Genomic DNA, 16651 nt, shown 5'->3' with positions numbered 1-16651 from the left:
CGCTTCGGCATCAGCCGAGCACTTTTGCAAGCGCGCTTTGCCATCCGGCGAGGCGCGCTTTGCGCTTTTCGGGGGCGAGCGCCGGCGTGAAGCGTGTCGTGCGCCCGCGCATCGCCTTTGTCGCGCTGGCGAGATCGGGGTAGAGGCCGGCACCGGTTGCCGCGAGCATGGCGGCGCCGAGCGCCGTGCTCTCGACGAACTCGGGGCGCTCGACGGTCAGGTCGAGCATGTCGGCAAGATCCTGCGCCATCCAGTCGTTCGCTGCCATGCCGCCATCAATCCGGAGTTCGGACCAGTCGACTCCGTCGGCGGCAAAGGCGGTTTTCAGATCATGGGCCTGATAGGCCTGCGCCTCGAGCGCCGCGCGCGCGATGTGCGCCTTGTTGCTTGCGAAGCTGAGGCCCGACAGGGCAGCGAGCGCGTCGGGACGCCAATGCGGCGCGCCGAGCCCCGCGAGCGCCGGCACCAGATAGGCGCCGCCATTGTCGTCGACCGAACGCGCCAACCCCTCGCTCTCGCCGGCATTGGCCAAAAGCCCCAGCCCGTCGCGAAGCCATTTGATCAGACTTCCCGCGACGAATACCGATCCTTCGAGCGCATAGGAGCGGACATCGCCCTCCTGCGCGAGGATGGTCGCGAGCAGGCGGTTGTCCGATTGCGGCCGCGTGGTTCCGCTCGCCGACAGGATGAAGGCACCCGTGCCGAAGGTCGCCTTGGTCTGGCCGGGCGACAGGCACGCCTGGCCGATGGTCGCCGCCTGCTGATCGCCCGCCATGCCGCATATCGGGATCGCGCCGCCGAGCAGATCGGGCATAGTCGTGCCTACGGTCGTCGTGCAGCCGGTAATTTCGGGAAGCAGCGACATCGGGACGCCGAGGAGGTCGCACAGTCCCGCGTCCCATCCGCTCGCGCCATTGATGTCCATCAACAAGGTGCGCGACGCATTGGTCGCGTCGGACACATGGACGCCGCCCGTCAGCCGGTGGACGAGATAGGATTCGACCGTCCCGACCGCTAGCCGGTCGCCAACCTCGGCAAGCTGCGGCCAGTTGCGGAGCGCCCAGCCGATCTTGCTCCCCGAAAAATAGGGGTCGAGGAGCAGGCCGCTCGCCGCCTGAACCGCGGGTTCGTGCCCCTCCGCCTTGAGGCGCGCGCAATCGGCGGCCGTGCGCCGGTCCTGCCAGACGATCGCGGGGGCGAGCGGTTCGCCGGTTGCGCGGTCCCAGAAGACGACGGTCTCGCGCTGGTTGGTGATCCCGATCGCCGCGATTGCCCCCGCGCCGCCCGCCTTGTCGATCATCGCGCGCGTGCAGGCGAGCGTCGCGGTCCAGATTTCGGCGGCGTCATGTTCGACAAGCCCCGGAGCAGGATAATGCTGGCGGAACTCGCGCTGCGCGCTGCCGAGCGGGGTGCCGTCGACGGAAAACAGCATCGCGCGCGTCGATGTCGTGCCTTCGTCGATGACGATGATCTTTTCGGTCAAAGCCTCCCCCTTTTCGTTCGTGCCGAGCTTGTCGAGGCGCCGTTTTCCTCTTTTCTGTTTCATGAAGAAAGAACCGCCCTTCGACAAGCTCGGGACGAAAGGGAGGAGGCCTCGCGCAACGATCTTGCAATTTCACGCAATATCGCCCATATGATGGTGCAGCGCAGCATGGCGGGCCGACCCGCCGTAACCACCGGCAGCGTGATTTTCCCGTCCGAGACAGGCGCGGGACGAGCCGGAATAGCGCTTTGTCCCAAGAGGCACCCTTTCACGCGGGTCGTTTCGAACCCGCGGCCGTGCGCCGTCCGTTCGACACGAACGGATGCGCCTGCGCGTCGCCCTATGTGAGTATTTTATGACGACTTTTAACGACTTTGGCCTGCACGCAGACATTAATCGCGCGCTTGCCGCCAAGGATTATTCGACGCCGACGCCGATCCAGGTGCAGGCGATCCCGCCGTTGATGAAGGGCCGCGACCTGTGCGGTATCGCGCAGACCGGGACGGGCAAGACCGCCGGTTTTTCGCTGCCCTCGATCCATCATCTTTTGACCTATCCGCATCGGCCGACCCCGCGTGGCTGCCGGATGCTGGTGCTCGCGCCGACCCGCGAACTCGCAGCGCAGATTGCGCAGAGTTGTCGCGACTACGGCCGTTTCACGAAGCTGTCGGTTTCCACCGTGTTCGGCGGCGTCCCGATCAACAAGCAGATCCGCGACTTGTCGCAAGGCGTCGACATCCTCGTCGCGACGCCGGGCCGCCTGCTTGACCTCATCGACCAGCGCGCTTTGCGGCTCGACGATGTGGAAATCTTCGTTCTCGACGAAGCAGACCAGATGATGGACATGGGCTTCATCCATTCGCTGCGGCGTGTCGCCAAACTGCTGCCGTCGCGCCGTCAGAATCTGTTCTTTTCCGCGACGATGCCAAAGGAGATCGCGGGTCTGGCCGACCAGTTCCTCAACGATCCCGTTACGGTGTCGGTGGCGCCGCAGGCGACGACCGCCGAGAAGGTCCGCCAGCAGATTACCTTCGTCGAGCAGAAGGAAAAGCAAGCGCTTCTCCACCATGTGCTCAAGACCGAAGGCATCGACCGGGCGCTGATCTTCACCCGCACCAAGCACGGCGCCGACCGCGTCGTCCGTCACCTGAAGGGCGCAGGGATCGAAGCCTTCGCCATCCACGGCAACAAGAGCCAGGCGCAGCGCACGACCGCGCTGCAGGCGTTTCGCTCGGGGCAGGTCAAGCTGCTCGTCGCGACCGATATCGCGGCGCGCGGAATCGACGTGTCGGGGGTCAGCCATGTGATCAACTTCGAGATCCCGAACGTTCCCGAACAATATGTCCACCGCATCGGCCGTACCGCGCGCGCGGGGGCGGAAGGCATCGCAATCAGCTTTGTCGCGCCCGACGAGAAGCCATATATTCGCGACATCGAGCGCGTGACGCGCACACGCGCAGAACCGGTCAAGCTGCCCGAGGGCTTTAACGAAATGGTCCGCAACCTGCCCAAGCCGGCGACGCCTCCGCGCGACACCGGCGGTCGCGGTCGCGACCCGCAGCGCCAGCGTGAAGAGGCCGTGCGCAAGCGCGACGGCGGCCAGCCGCGCGGCGAGCGCGGTCCACGCCGTGAGGGTGCAGCAGGTGAGGGCCAGCCGCAGCGCAAGCGCCGCTTCCGTCCGCGCCGCGGCGGCGTCGGCGCGCACAAGGGCGCGGTGACGCGCGTCGGTTAAGACCCGGCGCTTCGCTCTTTTCCGTTTGTACTGAGCTTGTCGAAGCACCGTTCTTTCCTCTAGCGTGGCAAAAGGAAGAACGGCCCTTCAACGGGTTCAGGGCGAACGGGGAAAAGGATGAGCGAACAGGCCGGGGCAGCAGTACCCATCGACACCCGGCAGGATGCGCGCAAGGTCATCGTCGCCTCGTCGCTCGGCACCATTTTCGAATGGTATGATTTCTACCTCTATGGCCTGCTTGCGACGGTCATTTCGGCGCAGTTCTTTTCTGCGGTCAACGAAACGACGGGGTTTATCTTTGCGCTGGCGGCCTTTGCGGCGGGCTTTGCGGTGCGTCCTTTCGGGGCGCTCGTCTTCGGGCGCATCGGGGACCTGGTCGGGCGCAAATATACCTTCCTTGTGACGATGGGGCTGATGGGGCTGTCGACCTTCCTCGTCGGCGTTCTGCCCAATTATGCGGCGATCGGTGTTGCCGCGCCGATCCTGCTCGTCGTGCTTCGGCTTGTGCAAGGGCTGGCGCTCGGCGGCGAATATGGGGGCGCCGCCACTTACGTTGCCGAACATGCGCCGGAGGGGAAGCGCGGCCTGTTCACCAGTTTTATCCAGACTACGGCGACGCTGGGGCTGTTCGCCGCGCTGCTCGTCGTGATCGCGACCCGGACCCTGCTGGGCGAAGAGGCGTTCGCCGAATGGGGTTGGCGCCTGCCGTTCCTGATTTCGGTGATCCTGCTGGGCGTATCGCTGTGGATCCGGATGCAGCTCGAAGAAAGCCCGGTGTTCAAACAGATGAAGGCCGAGGGCACGACGTCGAAGGCTCCGCTGATCGAAGCGTTCGGGCGCTGGTCGAACCTCAAATGGGTGCTCGTCGCGCTGCTCGGTGCGGTCGCGGGGCAGGCGGTCGTCTGGTACACCGGGCAATTCTATGCGCTCTTCTTCCTCGAAAAGACGCTGAAGGTCGATGGCGCGACCGCGAATATATTGATCGCGATTGCATTGGTGCTGGGCACGCCTTTCTTCATCTTTTTCGGCTGGCTCAGCGACCGGATCGGGCGCAAGCCGATCATCCTCGCGGGCTGCGCGCTCGCCGCGCTCACCTATTTTCCGGCCTTCCAGCTGCTCACCACCGCTGCCAATCCGGCGCTCGCCGAGGCGCAGGCACGCGCGCCTGTCATCGTGTTTGCCCACGCAGAGACCTGTTCATTTCAGTTCGACCCCATCGGTCGCGCCTCTTTCGACCGCACGGGCTGCGACATCGCCAAATCCGCCCTCGCCAAAGCGGGGATTCCGTACGCCAACGAAGATGGTGCCGATGACGGCCGCGCGTTCGTGCATGTCGGCGAAGAGGTGATTTCCGTCGCAGACAAGCAAGGCTTTGGCGCCGCACTCTCCGAATCGCTGGCCGCCGCCGGCTACCCTGCCAAGGCGGATACGGACGCAATCGACAAGCCGCTCGTCGTCGGCATCCTCTTCTACCTCGTGCTGCTCGTGACGATGGTTTACGGCCCGATCGCCGCGCTGCTCGTCGAAATGTTCCCGAGCCGCATCCGCTATTCGGCGATGTCGCTGCCCTATCACATCGGCAACGGCTGGTTCGGCGGCTTCCTGCCGACCACCGCCTTTGCGATGGTCGCCGCGACGGGGAATATCTATTACGGTCTCTGGTATCCGGTCGTCATTGCACTGCTGACGTTTGTCGTCGGCCTGCTGTTCCTGCCCGAAACCTTCCGGCGCAAGATCCACGAATGATCGCGGCGCATTGACGGGCGGTATCGCGGCGCTAGGGTCCTGACCCTGGGTTCGCCCTTGCTCTGAGGGGGGCGTGATGGCCGGTTTCGATGACGATGATGACGAGGATTTTGCGCCGCCGCTGCGGCGACCCTTTTGGCGGCGCAAACGCGTGCTCTTGCCGCTCGCCATTCTGGCCGCGCTCGTTGCCGGCTTCGTTCTCCTTCTGACCCCCGACACCGACCGCGAGGCGATGATCGCCAAATATGGCGGACCCGACGCGGCCTTTGCGGCGGGCCCGGCGGGGCAGCGCATCCATTACCGCGATCAGGGCAAGCGCGACGGTCCCGTCATTATTTTGCTCCACGGATCGAATGCGAGCCTCCACACCTGGGGGCCGATGGTCGCGCGGCTCGGTGCCGATTACCGCGTCGTCACGCTCGACCTGCCGGGGCACGGCCTGACGGGCGCGACCCCCGACCGTGATTATGGCGCAGCCGGGATGATGGCGGCCGTCGATGTCGTTGCCGCCAAGCTGAGCCTCGATCGCTTCATCCTCGGCGGCAATTCGATGGGAGGATGGGTGGCGTGGCGTTATGCGCTGGCGCGCCCCGAGAATGTCGAGGCGTTGCTGTTGCTCGACGCCAGCGGCATGCCGCTTCGCAAGGGCGAGAAGCCGCCCGAATCGAACATCGGATTCCGCATCCTCGAATATCCACTCGGGCGCTGGCTGGCGACGCGGATCACGCCGCGCGCCTTGGTCGAACAATCGCTGCGCGGATCGGTTTCGGAAGAGGCCTTCATCGACGAGGCGATGATCGACCGTTACTGGGAATTGCTGCGCTTTCCCGGCAATCGCGAGGCGACGGTCATTCGCGCGCGCACCGATCGTGAGGCGCATATGGCCGCCAAAGCAGGGGACATTGCCGTCCCGACGCTCATACTGTTCGGGAGCGAGGACCGGCTGATCAATTCCACCGCCGCGCAAAGTTTTGCCGAGCGTATCGCGGGGTCGGAGGTTGTGCTGCTCGAAGGCATCGGCCATCTGCCGATGGAAGAGGCACCCGACCGGACCGCTGCGGCGATTGCCGATTTCCTTACGCGGCGGCTCGCCGTTCCGCCGCAGGCTGATCGAGAAATTCGCTGATCCGGGATGCCGTTCGCGCGGCATGGGCAAAGGGGAAGAGGTGTGAGCCCGGAACCGTTTCGACCTGGGCATCGTCGACCAGGTCGGCGATCATCTGACCGTGGCTTGCCGGTACAATGCCATCGTCGCGCGCCATCAGGACCAGAACCGGCAGGCCGCGTAGCAACGGCAGCATCGGCACGCTCGTCCAGCCGGCGAGCGCCATCCCCTGATAGGCGAGACCCAGTGGCGTCGCCGTCGGCAAGCGCAGGCCGTTGGCCAAAATGTCGCCGTCGAGCATTGCCGCCCAGCCGATCCCCGGTGCCCCCAGCGAGGGCGTTGTTGCCATCAGCACGAGCCGGCGAATGCGCGAGCGATATTGCACTGCGATCTGCTGCGCCAGCGCGCCGCCCCAGCTGAACCCTGCAAGGTCGATCTGGTCGTGGCCGAAGCGGTCGGCGATCGTCATCACAGTGGCCGCCATGGCCGAGGCCGTATAGGGCAGAAAGGCATCGGGCGAGCCGCCTACGCCCGGCATGTCGAGCGTCCAGACCTCGCGCCCCGAAATCTGCGCGAGCAGTGGCGCGGCGGTCGCAATGTCGGCGCCAACGCCGTTGAGATAGAGAAGCGGCGTTCCCGGCAAATCGGTCCGCCAGCGCGCGACGCGAAGCGACTGCCCAAAAACGGTCTCGCTGCTGATGTCGGGCCGACCGCTGATCCTCGTCATACCGTCAGCCTTGGCACAGCTTGGGGGCGAGGGAAAGGCGGACGGGCGTCAGCCCTGATTCTCGACGGCTTGCGCTGCGCGCGCCGCCTGCTCGTAACGGAGGCAATCAAAGATTTTTGCGCCGGCAAGGAAAACGGCCCCGCTGCATGCGGCCATCAACAATTGACCGCCGATACCGGGATATTGCTCAAGATAGGCCGTACCGCGCGCCATCGCGCCAACGGCCAGCGCGTAGATGATAAGACAGGCTTCGAACCGGGTCTTGATTACGAACAGGCGACCGACCTTTTTCCACATCGTCCAATATCCAGCAAAAGCCGTGCCAGTGGCGCATTTCCTTGCATCGGCGCGCCACAGCGATGGTAAACTGTAAGTTAATTCGACAGAAAAGGGAAGGGCGCGATAGCGACACCCCTGCCGCCGGTCGCGGTGCGAGCGGCAGCAAAGGTGTCGCTGACTGACCAGCCTAGGGTCGCAGAAACGGCCGGCAGCTGACGTTCTTGTCGTATTTCGCCCCGCGCATCGCATCCTCCATTTGGATGATCGCGCGCCGTTTTCGAAAATTTTCAGCGGGGAGCCGTCGCACCGATGCGGGCGAGCAGCGCGGCGAGATCGGCCTGACGCGCACATCCCGTCTTCTCCAAGACGCGACGTAGCTGCGTGCGCACGGTGCTGATCGCGACCTCGCCTTCGGCCGCAATGGCTTCGGGCGTCGCACCGCCCGCGATGCCCTGTGCGACGCGCGCCTCCGAAGGCGTCAGGTCGAAGAGCGATTTCATCAACGTCGCCGACGGCGCGCGATCGGAGGCGACCGGGACCAACAACAACAGGGCAAAGCTGTCGCCGAATACATCGTGGGCGCTGCGGCGCACCGGGATCACGTGCGCGACATAGGCGGGAATGCCATCCGCATCGCGGAGCGGAAAGGATCGGACATCGTCGGCTGCGTCCCGTCCGATCGCGCCGAGCGCATCGGCGAGCATCCGGTCCGCCTGCCGGTCCGCCAGCCGGACATGGCCATGGGCTGCCCAGACGATATGATCACCCAGCTCTTGCGCCAGAAGGCTCGCTTCGGCGATTTCGCCGCTCGGCTTCAGAAGCAGCGCGGGAAGTTGCAGCGCGGTGAGCGCTTCGGTCGCTCCCTGCGCGCGCTTCAGCTGCAGGCGCGCGCTGACCAGCGCACTGCGCGCGAGGTGGGGGCGAATGGCATTGAGGCGCGCGACGCTGGCGCTGTCGACCGGGCCGTCGGCAAAGGCGCGCTCGACACTGAAGACGATATTGTCGCCGGTCGGGACCTGCAATCCGGTGCCCGCCGACCAGCCGAGTCCATGCGGCCGGAAGAAATCGCGATAGACGGGGTCGGCGTCGATCTCGTCCTCGCTCCAGAAATCATGCTCGACGAAGAAGGAGGGCGCATCCTGGCTCATCAGGCAGACGCGGCGGCTGCATTTCCCGAACCAGCCATCGTTGACATAAGAGGCAAAGACATCGCTGACGCTTTCGGACGCCGTCCAATTGAGCGCCTTGTGCGCCGAGAACAGCAGGCCGCCGGTCGCATTTGCCAGCGCGGCGACATCGTCGAGGACTGCGGGCCACGCCTCGGGGACCACGGAGCATTCGTAGATGCGGTCGACGAGATCGGTCTGCAATGCCTGTCCCCCGAAAGCAAAGAGAGCTTATTGTCTGAAAGCGGAGCCAAAAATGCAAGGCGGCTGTGACGGCGAGCGCCGTTCGCGTCAGTTGCGCATTCTGCCCAGCTCTGCCGAACCGTAGAATTGATGCCAGTCGGCAGGACATTGCTTGACCGGGGTTGCCCGGTCGTTGCCGCTGTCGGCGATCCAGCAATCCTCGAACACCGAGCAATAGCAGATCCGAACCTTCAGCTTCAGTCGCTCCTCGTCGAAGCGCGACCAGGTGTCGGCGGGAACCTTTTGCGGGTCGAGCTGCGCGAACATCACATTCTCACCGGGTCGCAGGACTTCGCCGAGCATGCTGCCGATGCCGACCGACAGGGTCTCGGGCGAATCGCTGCAACAGGCGCCCAGCACCTCGCGAAACTGCGTATAGGGCTTGTCGCGATAACGGACTTCGAGGCCGCGGATATGCGCGGGCCCGACCCCCTTGTTCGTCAATGACAACCGAATGAAGGGATCATCCTGTTCGTTGCGGTTCGACGTTTCAAAGGCGACATAGGGCCAGACGCTCGCAATCTGCATCTTCGTCGTCGCATCGGCCTGGATGAAGGTGAAATAGGCGACCGCTATCGACAGCGCGAAGGCCGGGACGGCGATGAGGAAATTGCTGATGGCGATAAGCGGCAGATAGCGGATCGCACGCTCGATCGGCGGTAGTGCGGCGCGCGGTGCCTGGTCCCGGTCCTGTTGATCGTCCATCGCCGATGTGGTGGCGCGCTTCGCGTGCCGGGTCAATAGTGGCGGCGGGCACCGGCTCTATGGTCTTGACCCTAGCCAAGCTCTCCCAGATCGAGCGCGTCGAGAAGCGCGCGACGCGCACGCACCACATCGGCGGCAAGCGCGGTTGATGCGAGGTCGGACGGTGCGATTGCCTCGGGCCAATGCGCGGCGATCACATCGGCGATGCGGTCGAGTTTTGCCGTGTCCGCAACGAAGCGCGGATCGACGGTCGCGGGGTCGGCGACGACGCGGAGCCGCAAACAGGCGGGCCCCCCGCCATTCGCCATCGATTGGCGGACATCGACAGGATAGAGTCGGCGGATCGGGCCGTTACCCGCGACATGCGCCTCCAGCCAGTTCCAGACGCTCGGCGTGTCGCGCGCTTCGGTGGGCAGCACGAGCCCCATGCCGCCGCCGTCCGGCAAGCTGACGAGCTGCGCGTTGAACAGATAGGATTTGATCGCGTCGGACAGGCTCACCGCGCTTGCCGGCACCTCGACGATCTCGACATCTGGAAAGGCCGCGCGGATCTGCGCATGTGCGCCTTCGCGATCTTCGAACGCCGTTTCGTGGGTGAACAGCACATGCTCGTTCGCCACCGCGACGACATCGTTGTGAAAGGCGCCGCCCTGAATCGCCGTGTCCGATTGGCGGATGAACAGGGTGCGCGCGGGATCGAGCCGGTGATGCCGGGCGAGCGCTTTCGAAGCGTCGAGATGCTGGCGCGCCGGGAAGCGGCCGCCGCCGACGCCATAGACGAATATCTCGACGCCCGACTGGTCGTGCCCGTTGCAAAGGCGCATGTGGTTCGCCGCGCCTTCGTCGCCGAAGGGGGCGGGGATGGGCCCGTGGACGGCAAAGGCCGGATGCGCAAAGGCGAGGCGAAGCTGCGCGAGCGTTCCCTGCCATTCGTGGCTGCGGTGCGGCATGGTGACGAGATTGGCGACGGTCAGATGGCATTTGCCGTCGCCGCTGTCGGGCGCAGGCGACACGGTCGCGGCGTTTGCTGCCCACATCGACGACGCCGACCAGGCCTGCGCGCGCAAATGCGGCTCGGCATTGTCGAGGCTGGTGCCGAGCGTTTCGAGCCACGCCGCATCGGGGCGGTCCAGCGGCATGAAAAAGCCCTGCGGCAGACCGAGAGCCAGATTGTGGCGCATCTTTTCGATGCCTTGCAGCGCCGCGGCGCGCGGCTGCGACACGTCGCCTGCGTGGCTCGCCGAGGCGATATTGCCGCGGCTCAACCCCGCATAATTGTGCGTCGGGCCGATGATGCCGTCGAAATTGATCTCGGTGAGCATGTCAGCGTCCAATCCAGCTGATGTCGTCGCCGGGGCTGACGCCGAGCAATCGGGCGGTCGCAGCGTCGATCGTCCCCCCCGCGCCGACCTTGCCGAAGCAACAGCGGAAGCCCGCGAGGCGTCCGGTTGCGATCAGCGCATCACTCTCACCCTCGGCAATGCCGGTGACTTCGAGATGCTGCGCATTGCGGATGCTCGCGACCTGGTCGGTGCGTGCGGTCATCGTCGGGCCGCCGTCAAAAATGTCGATGTAATTATCGAAGGCGAAGCCCTCATTTTCCAGCATCCGCATCGCCGCGCGGCCGCTGGGGTGGGGGACGCCGATAACGCTGCGCGCGCTTTCGGGAAGCATCGCGATATAGACGGGGTGCTTGGGCATCAGGTCGGCGATGAACTGGTTGCCGTGGACCGCGTTGAACTGATCGGCTTCCTGAAAGCTCATCCCGAAAAATTTGCCCGCGACCCCGTCCCAGAAGGGCGAGCCGCCTGCTTCGTCGATCACGCCGCGCAGCTCGGCAAGGATGCGGTCGGCGAAGCGCGCGCGGTGACGCGCGATGAACAGGTAGCGCGACCGCGCGAGCAGCAGGCCGAGTCCGCCGGCGCGCGCCGCCGGATGGAGGAACAGCCCGCCGACCTCGCTCGCGCCGTTGAGGTCGTTGCTCAGCATCAGGATTTGCGCGTGAAAAGTGCGCCCAAGCTGCTCGCTGTGCTTGCTGTCGGTGCCGATGCGATAGGAATAAAAGGGCCAGCGTTGGCCGACCTGACCGAACACCTGGCACGTTCCGCGCACCTCGTCGGTCTCGGCATCGGCGAGCACCATCAGATACAGCTCGTCGGCCGGATATTCCTTTTCGGAAGCAAAGCTCGCCTCGGCACGCTCGAGCTTGCCGCGCAGTGCCTTTTTGTCGGGCGGCAGGTTGGTGAACCCGCCCCCCGTCAGCTTCGCCATTTCATAGATGCTCTGGAGATCGCCCGGTTTGGCCGCCCGGATCACATAGCTCACACAGTCCCCCGTTCTGCTATTTTCATTATGGTGAGTGCCGACAATTGCGCGCGTTCGGCAAGGCTGTCGACAATAAGAAACTCGTCCGAAGAATGGATCGCGCCGCCGCGTGGCCCCATCGTGTCGACCACGGGTACGCCGCAGGCCGCGATATTGTTGCCGTCGCACACGCCGCCGGTCGCGTTCCAGCCGATTGAGAGGCCGAGCGCGCTGCCGCATTCGCGGACGAGTTCGAACAATCGCGTCGCGGCGGGGTCGAGCGGCTTGGGCGGGCGGTTGAAGCCGCCGTGGAGGTGGCAGTGGACGTCGTGGTCGCGTTCGATGTTGGCGATGGTGTCGCGGAGCGTGGCTTCGGCGGCGGCCTTTGCCGCGGGGGTCGAGGGGCGCATGTTGACGCGGAGGATCGCCTGGTCGGGGACGACATTGTTCGGCCCGCCGCCGTCGATTCGCGCAGGATTTACCTTGAGTTCCAATGACTTGAGCGCATTCAGCCGCAGCGCGAGGTCGGCCGCGGCGACGAGCGCGTTGCGCCCCTCTTCGGGGTTGCGGCCGGCGTGGGCCGGGCGGCCGTGAATCGTGACGCTGAAGTTGCCGCTTCCCGGCCGAGCGCCCGCGAGCGTGCCGTCGGGAAGCGCGGGTTCGTAGGTGAGCGCGGCGGTCTTGCCCGCGGCAAGTTCGGCAATCAGCCCTGCCGAAGCATGGCTGCCCGTCTCTTCGTCGCTGTTGATCATCACGTCATAGCCGATGCGCGATGCAAGCGGCGAGGTTTCGACCGCCGACAGCGCCGCGAGGATGACCGCAAGGCCGCCCTTCATATCGGCGGTGCCGGGGCCGTTGAGGACGCCGTCGTCGAGCCACCGGAGCGTCTGGAACGGGTGATCGGCGGCAAAGACCGTGTCCATATGGCCGGTCAGGAGAAGCTGCACCGGCGCATCGGGCCGCACGCGCAGGTGCAGGTGCGCGCCGCGCTCGACGGTGCGGATACTGCCGTCGGGATCGACCGCCTCGACCGGATCGGGATCGACGAGGCGCACGTCGCCGGGAAGCGCGGAAAAGGCATCGGCGAGCATGCCGGCGACGGTCCGAAGCCCCGCGAGATTGCCCGTGCCGCTGTTCACCGCCGCCCAGCGTTCGACCGCGGCGAGCATCGGCGCACCCGCGGCTTGGTCAAGAGCGGCCCGTTCGGTTTCAGTGAGGCTGGTCATCGGAAGGCGTATAGCGAGCAGCCGCACCCATTTACACCCCGGCGACGATTATTGTCGGCGGCCTGTGTGACCGCTGTCACTGCGGCCAATTTCCATCCGTACCATGATCGCGCGCGGACCGAAGATTCGGCGCCAGCGTTAGGGTCAGGACCCATTAATTACGCGTTCGAGGCGTCGAAATGGCGAAGATATCGGGTCCGGGCGGGTGCAGCGGGTAGCATCGCTACCCGCAAGGCCGCACGGGCGCGAGATCGAAGCCATTTCGGCGTCCCTCCGGGATTTGACCGATTTTGTCCATTGCTTCGTCGGCAAGCCTTGAAATATCGACATATTCCGTCGCCTTGCCTCCTCGCACTGAACAAAATCGCTTCAAACCTCGTACGCGTAATTAATGGGTCCTGACCCTAATTCAGCGCCCGCGTTAATCGATCGTTTGCGTGGGCGGCATAGGGTTGGAAACGGGCAGGAAATCGGGATGGAAACTGGGATTCGGTGACGGCTGCTTTCGTTCTTGGCATCAATTTGTTCATCGCGGGGATTTTCGCGGTGGCCTTTGCCGTGGTCGCCGCCATCAGCCGGTCGGCGCACGGTGCGAAGTGGATTTCGCTCGGCTATGCGACGGGCATGGCGACGATCCTGTTCGAATATCTGCTTCCGACGCAGACGAACCCCGTCCCGGTCGGCATCGCGGTCTTTCTGACCTATTTGCTCGCGATGACCTTTTGCGTCGTAGGGGTCGCGCGGCACTATGGCTTCGACCCGCGCTGGCCGGTTATCGCGGGAATCTGGATCGTCACAATCTTCACCATCCCGCTGACCTTTTCCATTCCCTATGCTTCGCCGCACCGCGTGATGCTGTACCAGTCGCCATATTTTGCGATGCAGTTGCTCATCCTGTTGGCACTGATCGAATCGGGGCGGCGGTTGAAGCTCGACCTGTTGCTCGCGGGCGTGATGGCGACGGCCGCGCTGATCTATGCCTCGCGTCCGCTGATCGCGTGGCAATTGGGTCAGGCCAGCCTCGCGCAGGACTATATGGCGACCGACTATGCCGCGATTTCGCAGAGCCTCGGTGCCGGGACGCTGGTCGCGCAGGCGCTGGTGATGCTGCTCGTGATGATGCGCGACACGACCGCCGAGATGATCGTCCGTTCGGAGACCGACCCGCTGTCGAGCGTGCTAAACCGGCGCGGGTTCGAATTTCATGCCGAGGCGGCGCTCGAACAGGGCGATGCCGTGCTCGTCGTCGCCGACCTCGACTATTTCAAGCAGATCAACGACAATTTCGGGCACGCGGCGGGAGACGGGGTGATCGCGCATTTCGCGGCCATCATGCGCGACGCCGCGCCCGATGATGCGATCGTCGGGCGCATCGGCGGCGAGGAATTCGCCGTGCTGCTTCCCGATGCGATGCTGTCCGACGGACGGCTTTACGCCGAGACGGTGCGCGGCCGCTTTGCCACGAAACAATTGCCGATACTGGGCGTCAACCAGCGTTTCACGGCGTCGTTCGGCGTCGCCCAACGCACCGCAAGCGACAGCCTTGCCGACCTGTCGCGGCGCGCCGACGAAGCGCTGTACCGCGCCAAGGCGGGCGGCCGCAATCTCGTCCGCGTCGAACTGAGCGAACTGCGCGCCGCGAACGAAGTCGCCTAAAGGCCTGCCCCTGGGGGCCTGGCCCTGGCAGAGAGTGGCGCCGCGCAGGCGGTTGCCTTCGCGGCGCATTCGCGGCATAGCGCGGCTGCCCTTCCTCCCCGGGTCCCATTGCGCGCTTGCGCTGACCAGAGGGTGTTTGAATGACCGATTTTAGCGACCGTCACGGCCTTTCCGTCGATTCGCGTCTGATTTCCTTCATCGAAGACAGGGCGCTGCCGGGGACCGGCGTCGACGCGCAAAAATTCTGGGCCGATTTCGCCGCTTTGCTGACGCGCTTCGCGCCCGAAAATGCCGCGCTGCTCGAACGGCGCGAGGCGTTGCAGGTACAGATCGACGGGTGGCACATCGCCCGCGAAGGCCAGCCGCACGACGCCGAAGCCTATCAGGCCTTTCTGTACGACATCGGTTATCTGGTTCCCGAACCCGTCGGCTTTTCGGTCGGCACCGCCAATGTCGATCCCGAGATCGCGACGATGGCGGGGCCGCAGCTCGTCGTTCCGGCGCTCAATGCCCGCTTCGCGCTCAACGCCGCCAATGCGCGCTGGGGGAGCCTTTATGATGCCCTTTACGGCACCGACGCGCTCGACGCGCCGCCCGCGCGGCCCGGCGGCTATGATGCGGACCGCGGCGCGGCGGTGATCGCGCGCGCCAAGGCGTTTCTCGACGAGGCGGCGCCGCTGGCCGACGGGAAATGGGCGGACTGGCAGGGGGGGCAGCTGACGCTCGCCGACCCGTCGCAATGGGTGGGAAGCAAGCCCGGCGGCATCTTGCTCAAGCACAACGGCCTGCACATCGAACTGGCGATCGATCCCGACCATCCGATCGGCAAGACCGACCCCGCGGGCATCGCCGACGTGATCCTGGAAGCAGCGCTGACAACGATCATCGACCTTGAGGACAGCGTCGCGGCGGTCGATGGCGAAGACAAGATCCTCGGCTATTCCAACTGGCTGGGGCTGATGCGCGGCGACCTGACCGAAAGTTTCGACAAGGGCGGCAAGACGGTAACGCGCGCGATGGTGCCCGACCGCGAATGGACGTCGCCCGAGGGCACGCGCTTTGCGTTGCACGGGCGCAGCGTGATGTTCGTGCGCAACGTCGGCCATCTGATGACGACGCCGATGGTGCGGCTGCCCGATGGCAGCGAAGCGCCCGAGGGGCTGTGCGATGCGGTGATCACCAGCCTTTGTGCGCTCCACGACGTCAAGGGGCTTGGCGAGCTGATCAACAGCCGTGCGGGCGGCATCTATATCGTCAAGCCCAAGCAGCATGGGCCGGAGGAATGCGCCTTCACCGACCGATTGTTCGACGCGGTCGAGGATATGCTGGGCCTGCGGCGCCACACGATCAAGGTCGGCGTGATGGACGAGGAGCGGCGGACGTCGGCGAACCTTGCCGCGTGCATCGAGGCGGTGAAGGACCGCATCGTCTTTATCAACACCGGCTTCCTTGACCGCACCGGCGATGAAATCCACACGTCGATGCGCGCGGGGCCGATGATCCCCAAGGGCGAGATGAAGGCGAGCGACTGGATCACCGCCTATGAGGACCGCAACGTCCGCATCGGGCTGGCGTGCGGCCTGTCGGGCAAGGCGCAGATCGGCAAGGGCATGTGGGCGATGCCCGACCTGATGAAGGCGATGCTGGAGGCGAAGATCGGCCATCCGAAATCGGGCGCGAATACCGCCTGGGTTCCGTCGCCGACCGCCGCGACGCTGCACGCGCTCCATTATCATGCGGTCGATGTGTTCGCGCGGCAGAAGGAAATCGCGCACGAGACGGTGCCGTCGCTCGGCCGGTTGCTGACGATTCCGGTGGCGCACGGGCGCAACTGGAGCGAGGCGGAGGTGCGCCGCGAGCTCGACAATAATTGCCAGGGCATTTTGGGCTATGTCGTACGCTGGATCGACCAGGGTGTCGGCTGTTCGAAGGTTCCCGACATCGACGATGTGGGGTTGATGGAGGACCGCGCGACCTTGCGCATTTCGAGCCAGGCGCTCGCCAACTGGCTGCTCCACGGCGTGTGCACCGCCGAGCAGGTCGACGCGGCGCTCGCGCGCATGGCGGCAAAGGTCGACGCGCAGAATGCGGGCGACCCGCTCTATGAGAGGCTGACGCCCGACGGCGTGGCGTGGCAGGCGGCGCGCGCGCTGATTTTCGAGGGGGTCAAGCAGCCGTCGGGATATACCGAGCCGTTGCTGCATGCCTATCGGCAGAAGAAGAAGGCGGCTTAGGGTCCTGCCCCCAGGGGGCAACGGAATCCGCCAGGCTGGCCTTCG

Annotated in this window: 13 protein-coding genes; 5 read left to right on the top strand and 8 right to left on the bottom strand. The window is 65.2% G+C overall.

Annotated features, from left to right (window positions below; genetic code table 11):
- Positions 1-10: 10 nt before the first annotated feature.
- The gene (locus H7692_RS05315) at positions 11-1483 is read right to left on the bottom strand and encodes a glycerol kinase (protein ID WP_222136360.1); all 1473 of its coding nucleotides are present in this window, start codon (positions 1481-1483) and stop codon (positions 11-13) included.
- 355 nt (positions 1484-1838) lie between these two features.
- Between H7692_RS05315 and H7692_RS05310 the strand changes: the two genes are divergently transcribed.
- From H7692_RS05310 to H7692_RS05300, 3 genes are all read left to right on the top strand, one after another.
- Complete coding sequence (locus H7692_RS05310) at positions 1839-3215, top strand: DEAD/DEAH box helicase (protein WP_222135708.1); 1377 nt, start codon at positions 1839-1841, stop codon at positions 3213-3215.
- Positions 3216-3332: 117 nt separating this feature from the next.
- A complete protein-coding gene (locus H7692_RS05305; RefSeq protein ID WP_222135709.1) occupies positions 3333-4961 on the top strand; it encodes an MFS transporter in 1629 nt (542 codons plus the stop codon).
- A 76-nt stretch (positions 4962-5037) separates the two neighbouring features.
- Positions 5038-6087 (top strand): alpha/beta fold hydrolase, encoded by a 1050-nt coding sequence (locus H7692_RS05300; protein ID WP_227339877.1) that lies wholly within the window; start codon positions 5038-5040, stop codon positions 6085-6087.
- Here the strand turns inward: H7692_RS05300 and H7692_RS05295 are convergent.
- From H7692_RS05295 to H7692_RS05265, 7 genes are all read right to left on the bottom strand, one after another.
- Positions 6038-6793 (bottom strand): alpha/beta fold hydrolase, encoded by a 756-nt coding sequence (locus H7692_RS05295; protein ID WP_222135711.1) that lies wholly within the window; start codon positions 6791-6793, stop codon positions 6038-6040. The genes H7692_RS05300 and H7692_RS05295 overlap by 50 nt on opposite strands.
- 48 nt (positions 6794-6841) lie before the next feature.
- Positions 6842-7090, bottom strand: coding sequence for a hypothetical protein (locus tag H7692_RS05290; protein WP_222135712.1), 249 nt, complete (start codon positions 7088-7090; stop codon positions 6842-6844).
- A 269-nt stretch (positions 7091-7359) separates the two neighbouring features.
- Complete coding sequence (locus tag H7692_RS05285; RefSeq protein ID WP_222135713.1) at positions 7360-8442, bottom strand: helix-turn-helix transcriptional regulator; 1083 nt, start codon at positions 8440-8442, stop codon at positions 7360-7362.
- A gap of 87 nt (positions 8443-8529) precedes the next feature.
- Positions 8530-9186, bottom strand: coding sequence for a hypothetical protein (locus tag H7692_RS05280; RefSeq protein WP_201926509.1), 657 nt, complete (start codon positions 9184-9186; stop codon positions 8530-8532).
- 71 nt (positions 9187-9257) lie between these two features.
- A complete protein-coding gene (locus tag H7692_RS05275) occupies positions 9258-10508 on the bottom strand; it encodes an N-succinylarginine dihydrolase (RefSeq protein WP_222135714.1) in 1251 nt (416 codons plus the stop codon).
- A 1-nt stretch (position 10509) separates the two neighbouring features.
- Complete coding sequence (locus H7692_RS05270; RefSeq protein ID WP_201926505.1) at positions 10510-11511, bottom strand: arginine N-succinyltransferase; 1002 nt, start codon at positions 11509-11511, stop codon at positions 10510-10512.
- Entirely contained in the window at positions 11508-12716 is a 1209-nt protein-coding gene (locus H7692_RS05265; protein ID WP_222135715.1) for a hydrolase, read from the bottom strand. Before H7692_RS05265 ends, H7692_RS05270 begins: the two co-directional genes overlap by 4 nt.
- A 492-nt stretch (positions 12717-13208) precedes the next feature.
- Between H7692_RS05265 and H7692_RS05260 the strand changes: the two genes are divergently transcribed.
- Positions 13209-14372 (top strand): GGDEF domain-containing protein, encoded by a 1164-nt coding sequence (locus H7692_RS05260; RefSeq protein ID WP_222135716.1) that lies wholly within the window; start codon positions 13209-13211, stop codon positions 14370-14372.
- Positions 14373-14512: 140 nt separating this feature from the next.
- Complete coding sequence (locus H7692_RS05255) at positions 14513-16606, top strand: malate synthase G (RefSeq protein WP_222135717.1); 2094 nt, start codon at positions 14513-14515, stop codon at positions 16604-16606.
- The last annotated feature ends 45 nt before the right edge of the window (positions 16607-16651 follow it).

The organism is Sphingopyxis sp. P8 (assembly GCF_020622175.1).
GTDB lineage: Bacteria > Pseudomonadota > Alphaproteobacteria > Sphingomonadales > Sphingomonadaceae > Sphingopyxis > Sphingopyxis jiangsuensis.
This window is presented reverse-complemented; position numbering and strand designations above follow the sequence as displayed.

Excerpts from the sequence above, each read along its gene's own strand:
- H7692_RS05310 (WP_222135708.1), top strand. The coding sequence starts at position 1,839 with ATGACGACTTTTAACGACTTTGGCCTGCACGCAGACATTAATCGCGCG.
- H7692_RS05305 (WP_222135709.1), top strand. The coding sequence starts at position 3,333 with ATGAGCGAACAGGCCGGGGCAGCAGTACCCATCGACACCCGGCAGGAT.
- H7692_RS05300 (WP_227339877.1), top strand. The coding sequence starts at position 5,038 with ATGGCCGGTTTCGATGACGATGATGACGAGGATTTTGCGCCGCCGCTG.
- H7692_RS05295 (WP_222135711.1), bottom strand. The coding sequence starts at position 6,793 with ATGACGAGGATCAGCGGTCGGCCCGACATCAGCAGCGAGACCGTTTTT.
- H7692_RS05290 (WP_222135712.1), bottom strand. The coding sequence starts at position 7,090 with ATGTGGAAAAAGGTCGGTCGCCTGTTCGTAATCAAGACCCGGTTCGAA.
- H7692_RS05280 (WP_201926509.1), bottom strand. The coding sequence starts at position 9,186 with ATGGACGATCAACAGGACCGGGACCAGGCACCGCGCGCCGCACTACCG.
- H7692_RS05275 (WP_222135714.1), bottom strand. The coding sequence starts at position 10,508 with ATGCTCACCGAGATCAATTTCGACGGCATCATCGGCCCGACGCACAAT.
- H7692_RS05265 (WP_222135715.1), bottom strand. The coding sequence starts at position 12,716 with ATGACCAGCCTCACTGAAACCGAACGGGCCGCTCTTGACCAAGCCGCG.
- H7692_RS05255 (WP_222135717.1), top strand. The coding sequence starts at position 14,513 with ATGACCGATTTTAGCGACCGTCACGGCCTTTCCGTCGATTCGCGTCTG.